Annotated in this window: 10 protein-coding genes and 1 pseudogene; 9 read left to right on the top strand and 2 right to left on the bottom strand. The window is 72.3% G+C overall.

The genetic code is table 11. The features are described 5' to 3' along the window. Positions 1–335 precede the first annotated feature (335 nt). The 6 genes and pseudogenes from leuS (at position 336) to ACZ4TV_RS29950 (ending at position 9,487) form a co-directional block, all read left to right on the top strand. Positions 336–3,200 carry a leucine--tRNA ligase gene (leuS, locus tag ACZ4TV_RS29975; RefSeq protein WP_468138252.1) on the top strand — a complete coding sequence of 955 codons (2,865 nt, stop codon included), beginning with the start codon at positions 336–338 and terminating at the stop codon, positions 3,198–3,200. Between the two features lie 155 nt (positions 3,201–3,355). Then, complete coding sequence (locus tag ACZ4TV_RS29970) at positions 3,356–4,129, top strand: hypothetical protein (protein WP_468138251.1); 774 nt, start codon at positions 3,356–3,358, stop codon at positions 4,127–4,129. A gap of 121 nt (positions 4,130–4,250) precedes the next feature. Then, positions 4,251–5,096, top strand: coding sequence for a DegV family protein (locus tag ACZ4TV_RS29965; protein ID WP_468138249.1), 846 nt, complete (start codon positions 4,251–4,253; stop codon positions 5,094–5,096). Positions 5,097–5,194: 98 nt separating this feature from the next. Further along, positions 5,195–6,097: a ComEA family DNA-binding protein gene (locus tag ACZ4TV_RS29960; protein ID WP_468138247.1), complete on the top strand. Its 903-nt coding sequence runs from the start codon at positions 5,195–5,197 to the stop codon at positions 6,095–6,097. 146 nt (positions 6,098–6,243) lie between these two features. Continuing rightward, a pseudogene (locus ACZ4TV_RS29955) lies at positions 6,244–8,469 on the top strand (ComEC/Rec2 family competence protein); the annotation flags it as partial. A gap of 136 nt (positions 8,470–8,605) precedes the next feature. Then, on the top strand, positions 8,606–9,487 hold the full coding sequence (locus ACZ4TV_RS29950) for a YceI family protein (RefSeq protein ID WP_468138246.1): 882 nt from the start codon (positions 8,606–8,608) through the stop codon (positions 9,485–9,487). 14 nt (positions 9,488–9,501) lie between these two features. On the opposite strand, the gene ACZ4TV_RS29945 is transcribed toward ACZ4TV_RS29950, so the two are convergent. Beyond that, positions 9,502–9,744, bottom strand: a complete 243-nt coding sequence (locus tag ACZ4TV_RS29945) for a hypothetical protein (protein ID WP_468138244.1) — start codon at positions 9,742–9,744, stop codon at positions 9,502–9,504. Positions 9,745–9,820: 76 nt separating this feature from the next. On the opposite strand from ACZ4TV_RS29945, the gene holA reads away from it, so the two are divergent. After that, positions 9,821–10,813: a DNA polymerase III subunit delta gene (gene holA, locus ACZ4TV_RS29940; RefSeq protein ID WP_468138243.1), complete on the top strand. Its 993-nt coding sequence runs from the start codon at positions 9,821–9,823 to the stop codon at positions 10,811–10,813. 203 nt (positions 10,814–11,016) lie between these two features. Here the strand turns inward: holA and rpsT are convergent, their stop codons facing one another. Beyond that, positions 11,017–11,283, bottom strand: coding sequence for a 30S ribosomal protein S20 (gene rpsT, locus ACZ4TV_RS29935; RefSeq protein WP_052871690.1), 267 nt, complete (start codon positions 11,281–11,283; stop codon positions 11,017–11,019). Positions 11,284–11,539: 256 nt separating this feature from the next. Here rpsT and lepA point away from each other — a divergent pair, with 256 nt between their 5' ends. Together lepA and ACZ4TV_RS29925 are read left to right on the top strand one after the other, a co-directional pair. Further along, positions 11,540–13,405: a translation elongation factor 4 gene (gene lepA / locus ACZ4TV_RS29930; protein ID WP_468138242.1), complete on the top strand. Its 1,866-nt coding sequence runs from the start codon at positions 11,540–11,542 to the stop codon at positions 13,403–13,405. Positions 13,406–13,642: 237 nt separating this feature from the next. After that, positions 13,643–15,535 (top strand): AMP-dependent synthetase/ligase, encoded by a 1,893-nt coding sequence (locus tag ACZ4TV_RS29925; RefSeq protein ID WP_468138241.1) that lies wholly within the window; start codon positions 13,643–13,645, stop codon positions 15,533–15,535. The last annotated feature ends 240 nt before the right edge of the window (positions 15,536–15,775 follow it).

Here is a 15,775-nt window from a genome sequence, read left to right as displayed (position 1 = left end):
GGGGGGAGGGGTTTTACTTTTCCGGGGCGAGGAGGGGAAGAGGGGGCCCCCCGGGGTGGGTTCCCCCGCTTCTCGTCGTGCCCCTCCTCGCGGCGCCCGCTTCTCGTCCTGCCCGCTGCTCGTCGTGTCGCAGGGTGGAACGGCTGGGCGTCGTCACGGGCCGCTGCGGTACCCTGACGCCATGCGTGCCGTACGCCTTCTGCTTACCGAGCCGCGCTGATCAGTACCGACCCTTCGAGATGGTCGGCCTCGGCGCGGCGTCCCCTCCTGTGCGAGGGGTTTTTTCGTTTGGGCAGGCAGAGACGGCAGAGACGATCGATGGAGCTTCAGAAATCATGAGCGAGACGAACACCCCGGCCCCCGAGGCGGCCGAGGGGCACCGTTACACGGCTGCCATGGCCGCCGACATCGAGGCACGCTGGCAGGACGTATGGGACGCGCAGGGCACGTACGAGGCCCCGAACCCGACCGGTGACCTGGCCGGGGACCCCGCAGTGGTCGCGCGGCCCAAGAAGTTCATCATGGACATGTTCCCGTACCCGTCCGGTGCGGGGCTGCACGTCGGCCACCCGCTCGGGTACATCGCCACCGACGTCTTCGCCCGCCACCAGCGGATGACCGGCCACAACGTGCTGCACACCCTGGGCTTCGACGCCTTCGGCCTGCCGGCCGAGCAGTACGCCGTGCAGACCGGCACGCACCCGCGCGTGTCGACCGAGGCGAACATCGAGAACATGAAGGTGCAGCTGCGCCGGCTGGGCCTGGGCCACGACAAGCGGCGGTCGTTCGCCACGATCGACCCCGACTACTACAAGTGGACGCAGTGGATCTTCCTGCAGATCTACAACTCCTGGTACGACACGGACGCGCGGAAGGCCCGGCCGATCGCCGAGCTGGTCGCCGCCTTCGAGGACGGCTCCCGTGAGGTTCCCGGCGGTCGTGACTGGGCGGCGCTGAGCGCGGGCGAGCGGGCCGGCGTACTGAACGAGTACCGGCTGGCGTACTCCTCGGACGCGCCCGTGAACTGGTGCCCCGGGCTGGGCACCGTACTGGCCAACGAGGAGGTCACCGCGGACGGCCGTTCCGAGCGCGGCAACTTCCCGGTCTTCAAGTCCAAGCTGAGCCAGTGGAACATGCGGATCACCGCGTACGCCGACCGGCTGCTGGACGACCTGGACGCGCTGGACTGGCCCGAGGCGATCAAGCTGCAGCAGCGCAACTGGATCGGCCGCAGCGAGGGCGCGCGTGTCGACTTCGCGCTGGGCGACGAGGCGATCACCGTCTTCACGACCCGTCCGGACACCCTGTTCGGCGCCACCTACATGGTGCTGGCGCCCGAGCACCCGCTCGTGGAGAAGTTCATCCCGGCCGCCTGGCCCGAGGGCACCCACGACGTGTGGACCGGCGGGCACGCCACGCCGGCCGAGGCCGTCACCGCGTACCGCAAGCAGGCCGCCGCGAAGTCGGACGTCGAGCGGCAGGCCGAGGCCAAGGACAAGACCGGTGTATTCACCGGCGAGTACGCGGTCAACCCGGTCAGCGGTGACAAGGTCCCGGTCTTCATCGCCGACTACGTGCTGATGGGCTACGGCACCGGCGCGATCATGGCCGTTCCGGCGCACGACAGCCGCGACTTCGAGTTCGCGCGCGCCTTCGAGCTGCCGATGCGCTGCGTGGTCGCGCCGACCGACGGGCGCGGCACCGACCCGGCGCAGTGGGACGAGGCGTTCGTCTCGCACGACGCCGTCCTGGTCAACTCCGTCGGCGAGGGCGTCTCGCTGGACGGCCTGGACGTCCCCGAGGCGAAGGCCGCGATCACGGCCTGGCTGGAGGCGCGGGGGATCGGCGAGGGGACGGTCAACTTCCGTCTGCGTGACTGGCTGTTCAGCCGTCAGCGCTACTGGGGCGAGCCCTTCCCGATCGTCTACGACGAGGACGGTGTCGCGCACCCGCTGCCCGATTCGATGCTGCCGCTGGAGCTGCCCGAGGTCGAGGACTACTCGCCGCGCACGTTCGAGCCGGACGACGCCGCGTCGAAGCCGGAGACCCCGCTGTCGCGCAACGAGGCGTGGGTCAACGTGGAACTGGACCTGGGCGACGGGGTCAAGTCCTACCGCCGCGAGACCAACACCATGCCGAACTGGGCCGGTTCCTGCTGGTACGAACTGCGCTACCTGGACCCGAATAACGCGTCGGCCCTGGTGGACCCGGAGATCGAGCGGTACTGGATGGGGCCGCGCGAGGGCGCGCCGCACGGCGGTGTCGACCTGTACGTGGGCGGCGCCGAGCACGCGGTGCTGCACCTGCTGTACGCGCGCTTCTGGTCCAAGGTGCTGTTCGACCTGGGGCACGTCTCCTCGGCGGAGCCGTTCCACAAGCTGTTCAACCAGGGCATGATCCAGGCGTACGCGTACACCGACTCGCGCGGTGTCTACGTGCCCGCGGCGGAGGTCGAGGAGCGCGACGGCGGCTACTTCCACGAGGGCCGGCCGGTCAAGCGTGAGCACGGCAAGATGGGCAAGTCCCTGAAGAACGCCGTCACGCCGGACGAGATCTGCGAGGAGTACGGCGCCGACACGCTGCGCCTGTACGAGATGGCGATGGGCCCGCTGGACGTCTCGCGTCCGTGGGACACCCGGGCCGTGGTCGGCCAGTACCGGCTGCTGCAGCGCCTGTGGCGCAACATCGTGGACGAGGAGACGGGCGCGGTGACGGTCGTCGACGCCGAGCCCGCCGAGGACACCCTGCGCGCGTTGCACAAGGCGATCGACGGGGCCGGTGCCGACCTGGCGGGGCTGCGCTTCAACACCGCCATCGCGAAGATCACCGAGCTGAACAACGCCCTGACGAAGGCCGGCCGGCCGCTGGAGCGCTCGGTCGCCGAGTCCCTGGTGCTGCTGGTCGCCCCGCTGGCCCCGCACATCGCGGAGGAGCTGTGGCACCGCCTGGGCCACACCGAATCGGTGGTCCACCAGGACTTCCCGGTCGCGGACCCCGCGTACGTCGTGGACGAGAGCGTGACGTGCGTGGTGCAGGTCAAGGGCAAGGTCAAGGCGCGGCTGGAGGTGTCGCCGACGATCTCGGAGGCGGAGCTGGAGCAGCTGGCGGTGACCGATGAGGGTGTCGTGGCGGCGCTGGGCGGCGCGGAGATCCGCAAGGTGATCGTGCGCGCGCCGAAGCTGGTGAACATCGTCATCTGAGATCTCAGCCGAGATCCCATCCGCGATCGCGCCCCCGCATGGGGGTGATCCCGTACGGGCAGGTTGGGGGTTCGAATGGAACCCCCGGCCTGCCCGTGGCGTTTACGGTGGAGGGGACGAAAAATGAGCTGGCGGGGACTGGGGAAGGGACACTCATGGAGGCCGCGTTGATCATCTTCGCGCTGATGGTGCTTTTCGCCTTCCTGGGCTTGGGGGTGTACGCGACCGTCAAGGTGGTGAAGGCGACCAAGCGGGGAGTGGACCGTACGATCACGCAGGCGCGGCGGACGGTGGAGGACACCACCCTGCGGGCGAAGAGCTTCGGCCAGGTGGGGGTCGCGGGGGCGCTGGCGCAGCTGCGGCTCGACCTGCGGACGTCGATGCGGTCCACGCAGCAGGCGCTGCACGACGGGGCACGGGTGGACGCCTCGCTGAGGGAGTCGATCGTGCTGTTCGAGCGGCTGAGCGCGCACGGGCACGAGCTGGACGACGAGCTGAAGCGGCTGGAGCAGGAACCGGACCGCAAGCGGATCGCGGACAGCCTGCCCGACCTGCGCGAGCGTACGGCCAAGATCACGCAGGCCGCGGACTCGCTGCGCTGGGCCGCGCGCGACCGTGCGCGCCGTTTCGCGGAGGACGACCTGTCCGCCCTGTCGGCCCAGATCGAGGTCGAGTCCGACGCGCTGCGGGACTGGTCGCGGGAGTCGGTGGACGAGCTGGCGGCGGCGGCCGCGGCATGGGACGCGGCGCAGGCGAAGGGGCCGGAGGCGGGTCGGACGCGGGCGCAGGCAGAGGCGCAGGCGCAGGCGTCTTCGCCGGCTTCGGCTTCGGGGACCGCTCCCGGGCAGCAGCAGGCGGCCCTGAATCCGGCCGCCCCGGCTCCCGAATACCCCTGGCACAAGACGCGCCGCCCGGAGAGCACCACCTGAGCCCGAGCCGCATCCGGCCGCGCCGCCGCAACGCCGTACAGTAACGGCCGTTCGCGGCTCCGGCGCTCCGCCAAGGGGCCCGAGCTGCCGTCCGGCGCCCACGGGCGGTAACCTCCGCCTCATGTCCCGCCATGTCGCCATCGTCACCGATTCCACGGCCTACCTGCCCCAACCGGCCATGGCGCGGCACGGAATCACCTCCGTCCCGCTCACCGTGGTGCTCGGCGGCGAGGCACTGGAGGAGGGCACCGAGATCTCGGCGCGCAGCCTGGCCCTGGCCCTGCAGAAGCGCCGCTCGGTCACCACCTCGCGCCCCAGCCCGGAGGAGTTCGTCCGGGCCTACCGGGCGGCCGCGGACGCCGGGGCCACCGGCATCGTCAGCCTCCACCTGTCCGCCGAGTTCTCCGGTACCTACGATGCCGCCGTGGTCGCCGCCAGGACCGCGCCCGTGCCCGTACGCGTCGTGGACACCGGCATGGTCGCGATGGCCCTCGGCTTCTGTTCCCTCGCCGCCGCCGAGGTGGCCGAGGCGGGCGGTTCCGTGGACGAGGCCGTGGCGGCCGCCGAGAAGCGGGCCGCGGACATGTCCGCCTACTTCTACGTCGACACCCTCGACTACCTCCGCCGCGGCGGCCGGATCGGGGCCGCGCAGGCCCTCCTCGGCTCGGCCCTGGCGGTGAAGCCCCTGCTGACGCTGGACGGCGGGCGGATCGAGATGCTGGAGAAGGTGCGTACGGCCACCAAGGCCATCGCCCGGCTGGAGGAGCTGGCCGTTGAGCGCGCCGGGTCCGCCAGCGTCGACGTGGCGGTGCACCACCTGGCGGCTCCGGAGCGGGCCGAGAAGCTCGCCCAGCGGCTGCGCGAGCGCATCCCCGGCCTGGTCGAGCTGCACGTCAGCGAGGTCGGCGCGGTGATCGGGGCGCACACCGGGCCGGGGCTGCTGGCGGCGGTCATCTCGCCCCGCTGATCACCGGAACGGGTGACTCGGTTATCCACAACGGGCCCGGTATCCACCGGAATTGAAGGCTCCGAACGGCGTTCGGGGCGGGCCCCTACGGTCGTGGCATGACTCTTCGAACGCGTATGCCGCATCCGTCGGGCGCCACCAGTGGACCGGGCCGCCCCCGCCTCTCCGACAGTCGTCTCCGCCACCGCCGTGGCCGCCGGGGCCACCGGGCTCCTCATCCGGAGCCGGGGGCGGTGCGCCGGCGGGCCGAAGCCCTGCTGGGCGGCAGCAGCCCGCCCCAGGTGCCTGCCCCGTCCGCGACGGATCCCGGGGCTCCGCCCGATGAGGCGGTCGAGCTGCCCTCCGGGACCGCGCGGAGGCTGGCCGTACGGGAGCGGCTGCCGCTGTGGCTACAGGCCCGCTGCGGAGTGGAGCCGCGCACGGTGACCGCCGTCGCCGTGGTGCTGGTCGCCGCCGTCGGTTTCGCCGGGCAGCAGTACTGGTCGGCCCGGCCGCGGGCGGTGACCGTGCCCGCGGTGCTCGCCCCTGGTGTGGTGCCGGCAGCCGCGACGGCTCCGGCCGCGCCGGGGGGCGCCGTCGGCGCCGGGCCGATCATCGTCGACGTCAGCGGCAAGGTCCGGGATCCCGGTGTGCGCCGACTGCCCGCCGGATCGCGGGTGGAGGACGCGCTGGCCGCCGCCGGGGGAGTGCGGCCGGGTACGGACACCACCGGGCTGAACCGGGCCCGCGTGCTCGTGGACGGCGAGCAGGTGCTGGTGGGCGCCCCGGCGCCGCCGCCGCCGGGCGGGGCCACCGGAGGCCCGAGCCCCGGCCCGCTCAGTCTGGGGTCGGCCACGGTCGCGCAGCTGGACGCTCTGCCGGGGGTCGGGCCGGTGCTCGCGCAGCACATCGTGGACTTCCGCACCGCCCGCGGCGGCTTCCGTTCCGTGGAGGAGCTCCGCCAGGTCAACGGCATCGGTGAACGGCGCTTCGCCGAGCTGCGCACACTGGTGCGGCCGTGAACCGCCCCGAGGGGCCGGGCCCGGTGGATCTGCGCCTCGCGGTGCCGGCCGTGGCCGCCTGGGCGGCGGCCGCCCTCGCCCTGGACGCCCCCGCCGGCCGGACCGCCGTCGGGGTGGGGCTGGGCGTGACCTGCGCGGGCCTGTTGATGCTGGCCGGCTGCCGCCGCCGGGGGCCGCTGGGGAAGGTCGCACCGGCCGTGGCGGCGGCCCTGCTGTGCGCGGCCGCCGGGGCCGGGGTGGCAGGGCTCCAGCGGGCCGAGGCGCGGGCCGGGCCGGTCGCCGGGCTGGCGCGGGAGCACGCCCGCGTCCTCGCCGAGCTCACGATCGGCTCCGACCCGAGGGCCGCCGGGAGCGGGAGCGGGTCGCCGTTGGTGGTGCTGGACGCGGTACTGACCCGGGTGACCGGGCCCGACGGGGCGAGCACCCGGGTCCGGACCCCGGTGCGGGTGCTGGCCGGGCATGCGGGATGGGCCGGGCTGCAGCCTTCCACCCGGGTGGAGGTGGTCGCCCGACTGGCCCCGGCGCAGGGCGGGGAGCGGGCCGTGGCGCTGCTGCGCCCGGCCGGTGACACCCCGCCCGGCGTGACCGGTGGCCCCGACACCGCGCAGCGGCTCGCGGGTCGGTTGCGGGCCGAGCTGCGCGAGGCCACCGAGGGGCTCGCACCGGACGCCAGGGCCCTGCTGCCGGGGCTGGTCGTCGGGGACACTTCCAGGGTCCCGCCCGATCTGCACGAGGCCTTCCGGGCCACCGACATGCTGCACCTGCTGGCCGTCTCCGGGTCGAACCTGACCGTGGTGCTGTTCCTGCTCATCGGGCCCCCGTCCCGCGCGCAGCAGGCCGAGCGGCGCGGGCTGGCGCCCCGGCTCGGACTCTCGCTGCGGGTGACCGCCCTGTGCGGGGCCGCACTGACGCTGGCGTTCGTGGTGGTGTGCCGGCCGGAGCCGAGCGTGCTGCGGGCCGCGGCCTGTGGGGCGCTCACCTTGCTGGCCATCGCCACCGGGCGGCGCAGGTCCCTGATCCCGGCCCTGGGGGCCGCGGTGCTGCTGCTCGTGCTCTACGACCCGTGGCTGGCCCGCAGTTACGGCTTCCTGCTCTCCGTCCTGGCCACCGGGGCGCTGCTCACCCTCGCGCCCCGGTGGAGCGAAGCCCTGCGGCGGCGCGGGATGGGGCCGCGGCTCGCGGAGGCCCTGGCGGCCGCCGCAGCCGCCCAGGCGGTGTGCGCGCCCGTGGTCGCGGTGCTCGCGGCCCGGGTCAGCCTGGTGGCGGTGCCGTGCAATCTGCTGGCCGAGCTGGCGGCCGGCCCGGCTACGGTGCTCGGCTTCGCGGCGCTGGCGGTCGCCCCGCTGTGGATGCCCGCCGCGGAGGCGCTCGCCTGGTGCGCGGGGGTGCCGGCCGGGTGGATCGCGGCCGTGGCCCGGGCCGGCGCGCGGCTGCCGGGCGCGGAGCTGCCCTGGCCGGGCGGGCTCACCGGCGGCCTGCTGCTGGCCGCCGCGACCGTGGCCGTCGTAGGCATCGGGGGTGTCCGGTTCCGGCGGGGGAGGTGGCTCTGCTCCGCGCTGGCGGTGCTGCTGCTCCTCGCCGTACTGCGGCCGCCGCAGCTCACCCGTACGCTCACGGGCTGGCCCCCGCCCGACTGGAGCTACGTGCAGTGCGCCGTGGGGCAGGGGGACGCCGCCGTCCTCGCCGTGGGCCCCGGCGAGGCCGTGGTGGTGGACGCCGGTCCCGATCCCGGTCCGGTGGACGGCTGTCTGCGCGCCCTGGGTGTGCACCGGGTCCCGATGCTGCTGCTGACGCACTTTCACGCCGATCACGTTGGAGGCTTGTCCGGGGTGCTGCGGGGGCGGTCCGTGGGGGTGATCCAGGCCACCGCGCTGGAAGAGCCGCCGGGGCAGGCCGAGTTCGTCCGCAGGACCGCGGCGGCCGCCGGTGTGCCGATCGTGCGGGCGAGGCAGGGGGAGCGGCGCCGGGCCGGCCCGTTCGCATGGCAGGTGCTCTGGCCGCCGCCGGCCGGACCACCGACCGAGGGTCCCAACGACGCGAGCGTCGCCCTGCTCGTGCGCGGCTCGGGACTGACCCTGCTCCTGCTCGGCGACCTCGAACCACCGGCGCAACAGGCGCTCTTGAGGGAGCATCCGGACCTGGGTCCGGTGGACGTCCTCAAGGTCGCCCACCACGGCTCGGCGCACCAGGACCCCGAGCTGCACGCCCGGGTCCGGCCACGGCTCGCGCTCGTCCCCGTCGGCGCGGGCAACCGCTACGGACACCCCGCGCCGGGTACGCTCGCCCGGCTGCGAGCGGTGGGGGCGACGGTACTGCGCACCGACACCGACGGCTCGATCGCCGTCAGCGGAACGGGCCTGCGGCTGCGGGCGTTTCCCGCCCGTCGGCGGCGGAGCCGGCGCGGGCATACCGGGCGCGACCCCTCTGTTTGCCCACAACCCGACAGCATGATCGAATGCGTCTTCGCCAGAACGGTCCAAGTCCACACAGCACGGGGGTGCATCAGCCATGTTCGGTCGCCGACGGGGGATGGAGACGGCCGGAAGTTCCAGCGCGCACACATCCGCGACGCTGACACTGCCGCCGACGGCGCGTCTGCTCAGCTACCGGATCCTCGACACGGTCCACCGGCCGGTCCGGCAGGCCGCGTTCGAGGTGACCGACCCGATCGGCCGCCGGATCGTCAGCGGCGAGAGCGACCCGTACGGCGGCTTCACGGCGGCCGTGCCGGAGGGGGAGTACCGGCTCTCCGTCACCGCCGAGGGGTACGCGCCGTTCCACGGGGTGGCGCTCGTGGGGGAGCCGGTGGAGCCCGCCACCGGGGAGATCATCCTCGACGCGGTGGAACCGCCGCTGCTGCCGCAGCCCGGCCACTGGGAGCTCGACCCGACGCACTCGTCCATCGCCTTCACGGCCCGGCACATCGGCCTGGCCCGGATCCGCGGCCGGTTCAACACGTTCGCCGGCGCGGTACGGATAGCCGAGCGCATGGAGGACTCCTCCATGCACGTGATCATCGACGCGGCGAGCATCGACACCGGCGTGCGGCTGCGCGACGACCACCTGCGGTCGGGGGACTTCCTGGACGCGGTCCGGCACCCCACGGTGGAGTTCTACAGCGAACGGTTCATCCACCGCAGCGGCAGCCGCTGGGCCGTGACCGGCGCCCTCACCCTCCACGGGGTCAGCCGATCGGTCACCCTGGACACCCACTACCTGGGTCTCGGTACGGGGCTGGAGGGCGAGGTGCGGGCCGCCTCCCGGGCCACCGCCGAGCTGCACCGCGAGGACTTCACCCTGAACTGGCAGTCGATACTGGCGCACGGAATCGCGGCGGTCGGATCGAGCGTGGACGTGACCCTGGACGTGCAGATCGTCCACAAGGCCTGAGCCGGGCCCGACTTCTACGGGGCCTCCAGCCAGCCCTCGTACTCGGCGGCGAGGCCGTCAAGCGAGGCGGTGTCGAGCCGTTCCTGCGGATCCTCGACGACCACCAGCCACTGGGCGTCCTCGGCGTCGTCCTCGCCGGCCAGCGCGTCGCGCACCAACTGCGGCTCCTCCGGGAGGCCGAAGCGGTCGACGGCCTCCTGCGCCACCTCCTCGGCGGCGTCGCGGTCGGGCAGGACGAGTACATGTCGCACGTTCACCGGACCATTCTCAGGGATCCAGTGGAGGGGGCCGCGGCGCGGGGGGCTGTCAGTGCGGCGTGGGATGCTGGAGGCGATGGCCACCAGGAAGAATTCCACCGACGATCCGCTTGCCCCGCTCACCCTCGCGGTGGGGCAGGAGGAACTGCTGCTCGACCGTGTCGTCCGGGAGGTGGTGGCGGCCGCCCGCGCCGCCGATGCCGACACGGACGTCCGCGACCTCGCCCCCGAGCAGCTGCAGCCCGGCACACTGGCCGAGCTGACGAGCCCCTCGCTCTTCTCCGAGCGCAAGGTCCTGGTCATGCGCAACGCGCAGGACCTCTCCGCGGACACGGTCAAGGAGGTCAAGGCCTATCTCGACGCGCCCTACGAGGAGATCGTCCTCGTCCTCCTCCACGCCGGCGGGGTCAAGGGCAAGGCCGTGCTGGACGCGGCGCGGAAGGCGGGCGCGCGGGAGATCGCCTGCCCGAAGATGACCAAGGCGGCGGACCGGCTTTCGTTCGTGCGGGGCGAGTTCCGCACGCTGGGCCGGTCGGCGACGCCGGAGGCGTGCCAGACCCTGGTGGACGCGATCGGCAGCGACCTGCGGGAGCTGGCGAGTGCGGCGGCCCAGCTGTGCGCGGACGTCGAGGGAACCATCGACGAGGCCGTGGTCGGCCGCTACTACACCGGCCGGGCCGAGGCCTCCAGCTTCACGGTCGCCGACCGGGCGGTCGAGGGCCGTGCGGCCGAGGCCCTGGAAGCCCTGCGCTGGTCCCTGTCCACCGGGGTGGCGCCGGTCCTGATCACCAGCGCCCTGGCCCAGGCGGTACGCGCGATCGGCAAGCTGGCCTCCGCCCCGCGCGGGGCCCGCCCGGGCGACCTCGCCCGGGACCTGGGCATGCCGCCGTGGAAGATCGACCGGGTCCGCCAGCAGATGCGGGGCTGGTCGGCGGACGGCGTCTCGGAGGCGCTGCGTGCCGTGGCCGCCGCCGACGCGGGAGTCAAGGGCGGCGGCGACGATCCGGAGTACGCCCTGGAGAAGGCGGTCGTGGCAGTGGCCCGCGCGGCCCGGCCCCAGAGACGGTAAGCCCGTCCGGCCAGGTCAAGACCAGTCCGGACAAGACGAAGGCCCCGGCCGTCACCCTGGGGAAGGGAGGCGGCCGGGGCCTTCGGTTACTTCTTGGTTGCTCCGCACCCGCGTGGCGAACGCTTCGTGTGCGGAGCGGGGTGCCGGTCAGGAGCGGGAGAGAGGGCCCACTGGATCCCTACCCGGCGATCACATCAGGGAGCTCAGCCCTGCAGGGAGGCAACCTTGGAGGCCAGCGCCGACTTCTTGTTGGCGGCGGCGTTCTTGTGGATGACACCCTTCGAGACAGCCTTGTCGAGCGCACGCGCGGCGGCGCGAGAAGCCACGGTGGCCTTCTCGACGTCACCGGCGACGACGGCCTCGCGGGCCTTGCGGATCGCGGTCTTGAGCGAGGACTTGACGGCCTTGTTGCGCAGGCGCGCCTTCTCGTTCGTCTTGTTCCGCTTGATCTGGGACTTGATGTTCGCCACGAAAGAGCCTTTTCAGGTTCAGAGTTTTGTTCTTCGGATTGTGCCTCGACAGCTGAGAGGGCATACGAGACACAGCTGCCCAGGCTACCAGGCACGCTCCTGGCAGCCCAAACCGAGCGCACTGCCCCGTCCATGGGACCATGGGAGTCTGCGTATAGATCCGACATCGCGCCGCCGACAGCGACGGGAGCCGGACTTTCGCTCCGACCGACGCTCCGCAAACGCTTCCGACTGCGACCGAGAATCAGGACACTGCGTGCCCGCGATCCCCAGCCACGTGCCCGAGCCGAGCCGTACCGACCCGGCGCTGATCCGCAACTTCTGCATCATCGCGCACATCGACCACGGCAAGTCGACCCTTGCCGACCGGATGCTCCAGCTCACCGGTGTGGTCGACCAGCGGCAGATGCGCGCCCAGTACCTCGACCGCATGGACATCGAGCGTGAGCGCGGCATCACGATCAAGTCCCAGGCCGTCCGGCTGCCCTGGGCGCCCACCACGGGCGAGGGTCAGGGCAGCACCCACATCCTCAACATGATCGACACCCCCGGGCACGTCGACTTCACCTACGAGGTCTCGCGCTCCCTCGCCGCGTGCGAGGGCACGGTCCTCCTGGTGGACGCCGCCCAGGGCATCGAGGCGCAGACCCTCGCCAACCTGTACCTGGCGATGGAGAACGACCTCGCGATCGTCCCCGTCCTGAACAAGATCGACCTGCCGGCCGCCCAGCCGGAGAAGTTCGCCGAGGAGCTCGCGAACCTGGTCGGCTGCCAGCCCGAGGACGTGCTGCGCGTCTCCGCGAAGACCGGTCTCGGCGTGGACGCGCTGCTCGACAAGGTCGTCGCCACGGTCCCGGCCCCGGTCGGCGTCAAGGACGCCCCGGCCCGCGCCATGATCTTCGACTCCGTCTACGACTCGTACCGCGGCGTCGTGACGTACGTGCGTGTGGTCGACGGCCAGCTCAACAAGCGCGAGCGCATCCGGATGATGTCCACGGGCGCCACGCACGAGCTGCTGGAGATCGGGGTCTCCTCCCCGGAGATGACCCCGGCCGACGGCATCGGCGTCGGCGAGGTGGGCTACATCATCACCGGCGTGAAGGACGTCCGTCAGTCCAAGGTCGGTGACACCATCACCAGCCTGCACGCAGGCGCGACCGAGGCCCTCGGCGGCTACAAGGACCCGAAGCCGATGGTCTTCTCGGGCCTGTACCCGCTCGACGGCTCGGACTACCCGGACCTGCGCGAGGCCCTCGACAAGCTCCAGCTCAACGACGCCGCGCTGGTGTACGAGCCGGAGACCTCGGCGGCGCTCGGCTTCGGCTTCCGCGTCGGCTTCCTCGGCCTGCTCCACCTGGACGTGGTCCGCGAGCGCCTGGAGCGCGAGTTCGGCCTCGACCTGATCGCCACCGCGCCCAACGTGGTCTACCGGGTGGTCATGGAGGACGGCAAGGAAGTCACCGTCACCAACCCGAGCGAGTTCCCCGAGGGCAAGATCTCGGACGTCTTCGAGCCGGTGGTCCGGGCCACCGTGCTGGCGCCCACCGAGTTCATCGGCGCGATCATGGAGCTCTGCCAGCAGCGCCGCGGCACCCTCCTCGGCATGGACTACCTCTCCGAGGACCGCGTCGAGATCCGCTACACCCTCCCGCTCGCGGAGATCGTCTTCGACTTCTTCGACCAGCTGAAGTCCAAGACGCGCGGTTACGCCTCCCTCGACTACGAGCCCACCGGCGAGCAGTCCTCCAGCCTGGTCAAGGTCGACATCCTGCTGCACGGCGACAAGGTCGACGCCTTCTCCGCCGTCACGCACAAGGACGCCGCCTACGCCTACGGTGTGCGCCTCGTCGCCAAGCTGCGCGAGCTCATCCCGCGCCAGGCCTTCGAGGTGCCGATCCAGGCCGCGATCGGCTCCCGCGTCATCGCCCGCGAGACCATCCGCGCCATCCGCAAGGACGTCCTCGCCAAGTGCTACGGCGGTGACATCTCCCGTAAGCGGAAGCTGCTGGAGAAGCAGAAGGAAGGCAAGAAGCGGATGAAGATGGTCGGCTCCGTGGAGGTCCCGCAGGAGGCCTTCATCGCCGTCCTCTCCAGTGACGAGTCCGGCGGCAAGAAGAAGTAGCAGCTCCGCCGTCACCCGACGCGAACAGGTCCCCGCGCACCGGCGCGGGGGCCTGTTTCGTTATGAACCGGCCGCTTGCGAGCTCTGTACGGAGGCGCTGGACGGCCTCTAGTCTGATCACTGCCCGACGGTTACTCGCCAGTTTAAAAAGTCAACGGCTGTAAACCCGCCAGTCCCAAGCGCCCCCCAAGCGCCCCACGCCCACGCACTGCCGCGTGGTTCGGTCCGGAGGATGTCGTGAGCGACACACAGACCTATCTCGAGAACCGCCCGCCCACCGTGGCCGTGCTCTTCCTTGAGCGCGTCGCAGCGACGCCCGACGACGAGGCCTACCGGTACCCGGTGCCCGCGGCCGGCGGCCAGGACGCCCCGGACGACTGGAAATCGCTCAGCTGGGCCCAGGCGGCCGAGCGGGTCTTCGCCATCGCCGCCGGACTGATCGCCCTCGGCCTCCAGACGGAGGAGCGCGTGGCGCTCGCCTCCAACACCAGGGTCGAGTGGATCCTCTGCGACCTCGGCGTGATGTGCGCCGGCGGCGCGGTCACCACCGTCTACCCCAGCACGAACGCGGACGAGTCGGCGTTCATCCTCTCGGACTCCGAGAGCCGGGTGCTCATCGCCGAGGACGCGAAGCAGCTGGCGAAGGCCCGCGAGCGGCGCGCCGACCTGCCGAAGCTCGCCCACGTCGTGGTCATGGAGGCCGCCGACGCGGTCGCCGCCGAGGGCGACCCCGAGGGCTGGGTGCTCTCGCTCGCCGATCTGGAGGCCAGCGGCCGGAAGTACCTCGCCGCGCACCCCGAGGCGGTCAAGGAGCGGATCGGGGCCATCACCCCCGACCAGCTCGCCACCCTCATCTACACCTCCGGCACCACCGGCCGCCCCAAGGGCGTCCGGCTGCCGCACGACAACTGGTCGTACATGGCCAAGGCGATGGTCGCCACCGGCCTGATCGGCAAGGAAGACGTCCAGTACCTGTGGCTGCCGCTGGCCCACGTCTTCGGCAAGGTGCTGACCTCCGGGCAGATCGAGGCCGGGCACGTGACCGCCGTCGACGGCCGGATCGACAAGATCATCGACAACCTGCCGATCGTGCAGCCGACGTACATGGCCGCCGTTCCGCGCATCTTCGAGAAGGTCTACAACGGCGTGGCCGCCAAGGCCCGGGCCGCCGGCGGTGCCAAGTACAAGATCTTCCAGTGGTCGGTCGGCGTCGCGCGGGAGTACGCCAAGGTCACGCAGGACAACTTCCGCCGCACCGGTCGGGCGAGCGCCCCCTTCGGCCTCTCCACCAAGCACAAGATCGCCGATGCGCTCGTCTACTCCAAGCTCCGCGAGGCCTTCGGCGGGAACCTGCGCGCCGCCGTCTCCGGCGCCTCCGCCCTGGCGCCCGACATCGGCTACTTCTTCTCCGGCGCGGGCATCCACATCCTCGAGGGCTACGGCCTGACCGAGTCCAGCGCGGCCTCCTTCGTCAACCCGGGCGAGGCCTACCGCACCGGCACCGTCGGCAAGCCGCTCCCCGGCACCGAGGTCCGCATCGCGGACGACGGCGAGGTCCTGCTGCGCGGTCCCGGCATCATGCAGGGCTACCACCGGCAGCCGGAGAAGACCGCCGAGGTCCTGGAGTCCGACGGCTGGCTGCACACGGGCGACATCGGCGAGCTGTCGCCCGACGGCTACCTGCGCATCACCGACCGCAAGAAGGACCTGATCAAGACCTCGGGCGGCAAGTACGTCGCGCCGGCGGAGATCGAGGGCCAGTTCAAGGCGATCTGCCCGTACGTGTCGACCATCGTCGTGCACGGCGCCGACCGGAACTTCTGCTCGGCCCTGATCGCCCTCGACGAGCCGTCGATCCTGACCTGGGCGGCCGACCACGGGCTGGAGGGCAAGACGTACGGGGAGGTGCTGGCCGCGCCGGAGACCGTGCGGCTCATCGAGACGTACGTGCAGACCCTCAACGAGGGCCTTCAGAGGTGGCAGACGATCAAGAAGTTCCGGCTGCTGCCGCGTGACCTGGATGTCGAACACGGGGATCTGACGCCCAGCCTGAAGCTGAAGCGGCCGGTGGTCGAGCGTGAGTTCAAGCACCTGATCGAGGAGATGTACGAGGGGTCGCGCGAGGCGTAGCGCCTGGCGGCGGGCTGGGCGGGGCGGGGCTGGGCGGGGCGGTGGACCGCCCCGCGGGCCCCGCCCCGGTCCCGGGCGTCGGGCCTTGCGGAGCTGCCCTTCCCTGCGGGCCGCCTCGGGGGGGGGGGGGGGGGGGGGGGGGGGGGGGGGGGGGGGGGGGGGGGGGGGGGGGGGGGGGGGGGGGGGGGGGGGGGGGGGGGGGGGGAGAAAAAGAGGGGGGGGGGGGGGGGGGGGGGGGTA

This window comes from Streptomyces sp. NPDC028910, assembly GCF_055564955.1.
The sequence above is the reverse complement of the archived record's forward strand: the minus strand, read 5'-3'. Positions and strand labels throughout refer to the sequence as shown.